Raw genomic sequence first — 3,568 nt, forward strand, 5'->3', positions numbered from 1 at the left:
CACTGATCAACTGAAGCCCTTGGTTGTGATCTTCCTCTGTCGCAAGAAGGAATGATCAACCAAGGGCTTCATCCATGATCAACCGGGGGTCCCACTGGGCTCTGAGACCTTAAAACTCAAGCTCAGAAGTCAGCGTTCAACTGTCGCCTGCCACGAGAATGGGACCACCGTTTTCCACGAGGGACCATCTCGGGCTGGCGGTCGCGGGCCGTGTGTTGATGGTGGTCCAGGAGGTGGAATAGGTCAACTTTGGCTGTCGTCGTCTCGGTCGGTGAGGGTGGCGAAGGTGGGCTTCTGTCGTTGCCGGTAGCTCTCGCCTTCGATGACGAGCTCGAAGGCGGCGGACTGGAACCGGTCGATCGCGGACTGGGCCAGCAGCGGGTCGGCCATCATGGCCAGGATCTCGGGCGGTTCCCGGTTGGAGGTGATGATGGTGGAGGCTTCCCGGTGACGTTCCACGATCAGCTGGTAGAAGTCGTTGGTCTGCAACGCATCCAGCGGATGCAGGGCCAGGTCGTCGAGGATGAGCAGCTCGACTCGGTGCAGTTTGCGCATCTCGTCGTCGTAGGTGTGGTCCAGCCTTGCGGCTTTGAGGCGCTTGAATACCTTGTCGGCGCGTTCGGCGTGGACGGTGTAGCGGCGTCGGACCGCCGCGTGTCCCAATGCGTTGGCCAGGAACGTTTTCCCGACTCCGACCGGTCCCATGACGAGGACGTTGTAGGAGTCGGCGAGGAACCGCAGCGAGGTCAGCTCGGCCCAGAGTTGCCGGTCGTAGGTCACCTTGGTCGACTCGTCCCAGGCGTCCAGGTGCATGCCAGGTTCCAGGTGCGCGGTCTTCGCGCGGACCAGCGCTGATTGGCGATCGCGGCGGGTGACCTCGTCGGCGAGCAGCATCTCCAGGAAGTCATGATGCGGCAGGTGTTCGCCGCGGGCCAGCGCGAGACGCTCAGGCAGGGTGTCGAGCAACCGGCCGAGCTTCAGGCGTCGCAGCAGCGCCTTGAGTTCCGCGGTGACCTCGATGGGTTTGGTGGTCGTGTTCCGGGCTGTGGTGGCGCGGTTGGTGGGGCTCATGAGGGCCTCCTGACGGTGAAGTCCTTGCTGTCACGGACGAAACGGCTTGCATTGCTGAGCGGAACCGCCGGCGCTGCGGTGGGCTGGCCGTCGAGGCCGCGGGTGAGCATGCGGTCGATCAGGCCGACGTTGATCGCCTCGGCCTCCAGTGCGCGCCCGCAGGCCACGTCGACCGCGTCGGCACCGTGCCGTCGGACCAGGCCGAGCAGTCGATAAACCTGTCGCATTTTCGTCCAGGGCAACGGATGTTCCAGCAGAGCGGTGGTGTAGGCGGCGATGTGCTCACCGTGCGCCGCAGCGCGGCGGTGCAACGCGTCGAGGTCCCGCATGGCGTAGGCGGTCACCTCGCTGGGCAGGTCCGCCGGGTCGGTGCGCCGCCGACCAGGCTGCTGATCCGGGTGGACTTTGATCAGCTGCCCACGCCAGTAGAGCTTGACCGTCGTACCGTCGGCGCGAGCCAGGATCCGTTGCCCGACAAGGTCACCCGGGACAGAGTAGAGAGCCCTGGCGACCTCGATGTGCCGATCCGGCGCGACTTTCGGCCGTGTGTAGGACGGGACCGCGAACGTCTCGGTCGGTGCCGGCAGCAACACCGGACGTTCCTCCGCCTCGAATACTTCACCTGGCCGCAGCTGGGTGGTGCCGTGGATGCGCGTCCCCGCGACCTCGGCGCACCACGTCGACGCACGCTCCCGGCAGTCGTCGATGTCGCGGAAGTCTTCTCCGGCAAAGAAATTCGACCGTGCGTACTGCACACACCGCTCGACCCTCGGCTTGTCCCGAGGATGGCGGACCCGGGCGGGATCCACCGCGAACCCGCGGGACTGGGCGTACTCGCGGAACGCGTCGTTCAACCGCGGATCGACCGCGTCGGCCTGATCCACAATCGTCTTCATGTTGTCCGGCACCACAATCGCGAACACACCGCCGAAGAACAGCCACGCGGCCTCGAACCCGGCCACGACATCCTCCAGCGTCTGCCGCAACGTCGGATAGACGAACATGTGCCGCGAGTAGACCGCGGTGAAGATCAACCCCTGCCCAACCCGCCGCCGACCGGTCGCCGGGTCCGCGACCAGCCCAAGGCGCCCGAAATCGACCTGAACTTCCTGCCCCGGCTTGCCGTCGACTACCGGAACAGTCGCCTTCCGGCGACCGAACCCCAGCTCCGCCACCGCGAAACGGTGCAGGGTCCGATACGGCACCACCACACCACGACGCCCGAGCAACATGTAGATCTTCGCAAGGGTCAGGTCCTGCTTCAGCCAGACCGCGATCTGCTCGCGTTGCGCGGCGATTGCCTCCCATGACGCGCCGTTGCCCCGAGGCCGGTCCGGGCGGACCACCGCCACCACCGCCCCGAGAACCTCGTCCGTCAGCTGCCCGTCGCCGCTCTCACGGGCCACGCCAGCCGCCTGCGCGGCCTGGACGTACCGGCGGACCGTTTTCCGGTCCAGCCCGGCCAGCCGGGTTACCTCACGCAGCGAGTGGCCTGACAACCACAGCCGCAGCACCTCTTTGATCTCTATCACCGAAACCTCCCGATACGCCATCTGACCAGCACAAACGGCAGACGACCGGAAGCCGGGGCACCACACGGACACATCCGGGTGGTGGTCCCATCAGTGGCAAAACCCTGATCTGGTGGTCCCATCCTCAGGCTCTGGGCCAAGTTGCGTGATCAAGTTGTTCCTCGCGACGGACGAGGAGCCCGATGTGTGATCATTTGCCAGGTGCGGTGATCAGGTTCTTGACATGCTATTTCCGCACCTGGCCGGTGTGGTGATCGAGCGGGTCGAGCAAGCGGCCGGTGGCGTGCTGATGTGGGTGAGCTCGACGGCTTCTGAGGTGGCCTGTCACGCGTGTGGTCACTCCGCGAGCCGGGTGCACAGCCGCTACGACCGAAGGCTTGCCGATGCGCCGATCGCTGGCCGGACCGTGGTGCTGCGCGTGCGGGTGCGACGATTCTTCTGCGACAGCACCGAGTGCGCCGTGCGAACCTTCACCGAACAGCCCGCCGGCGTGGCCACACGGCACGCGCGCAGAACACCATTGTCGCGGGCGATGCTGACCTCGATCGGCGTTGCGCTGGCCGGTCGTGCGGGCGCACGGTTAGCCGCGGTGCTGGGATTGTCGGTCAGTCGGAACACGCTGTTACGGCTGCTGCAGGGCCTGCCGGAGGAGCCGATCGGCGAGATCACGGCCCTGGGCGTCGACGATTTCGCGATCAGGAAAGGACAGACATACGCCACGATCTTGATCAATCTCGCGACACACCAACCCATCGACGTGCTCCCGGACCGGGAGGCCGACACACTCGTGGAGTGGCTGAAGGCCCACCCTGAGATCCAGTTTATCGCTCGAGACCGCGCCGGCGCCTACGCCGAGGCCAGCACGCGAGGCGCACCGCAGGCAACTCAGTGCGCGGATCGTTGGCACCTATGGAAGAACCTGGGCGAGGCCGTCGAGAAGACCGTGATCGCCCACCGCACATGCC

At 65.8% G+C, this 3,568-nt stretch carries 3 protein-coding genes; 1 reads left to right on the forward strand and 2 read right to left on the reverse strand.

All coding sequences use genetic code 11. The features are described from left to right. Positions 1–243: 243 nt before the first annotated feature. Complete coding sequence (locus ACRDSQ_RS08165) at positions 244–1,071, reverse strand: ATP-binding protein (protein WP_431420130.1); 828 nt, start codon at positions 1,069–1,071, stop codon at positions 244–246. Continuing rightward, positions 1,068–2,603 (reverse strand): IS21 family transposase, encoded by a 1,536-nt coding sequence (gene istA, locus ACRDSQ_RS08170; RefSeq protein ID WP_431420131.1) that lies wholly within the window; start codon positions 2,601–2,603, stop codon positions 1,068–1,070. The genes ACRDSQ_RS08165 and istA overlap by 4 nt, the downstream gene beginning before the upstream one ends. Before the next feature lie 223 nt (positions 2,604–2,826). Here istA and ACRDSQ_RS08175 point away from each other — a divergent pair. Continuing rightward, on the forward strand, positions 2,827–3,568 hold a 742-nt coding region (locus tag ACRDSQ_RS08175; RefSeq protein WP_431420133.1), incomplete at its 3' end, for an ISL3 family transposase.

The organism is Actinokineospora sp., assembly GCF_050699995.1.
GTDB lineage: Bacteria > Actinomycetota > Actinomycetes > Mycobacteriales > Pseudonocardiaceae > Actinokineospora.

What these genes read in the sequence shown, in the direction of transcription:
- ACRDSQ_RS08165 (WP_431420130.1), bottom strand. Translation starts at nt 1,071, where the DNA reads ATGAGCCCCACCAACCGCGCCACCACAGCCCGGAACACGACCACCAAA.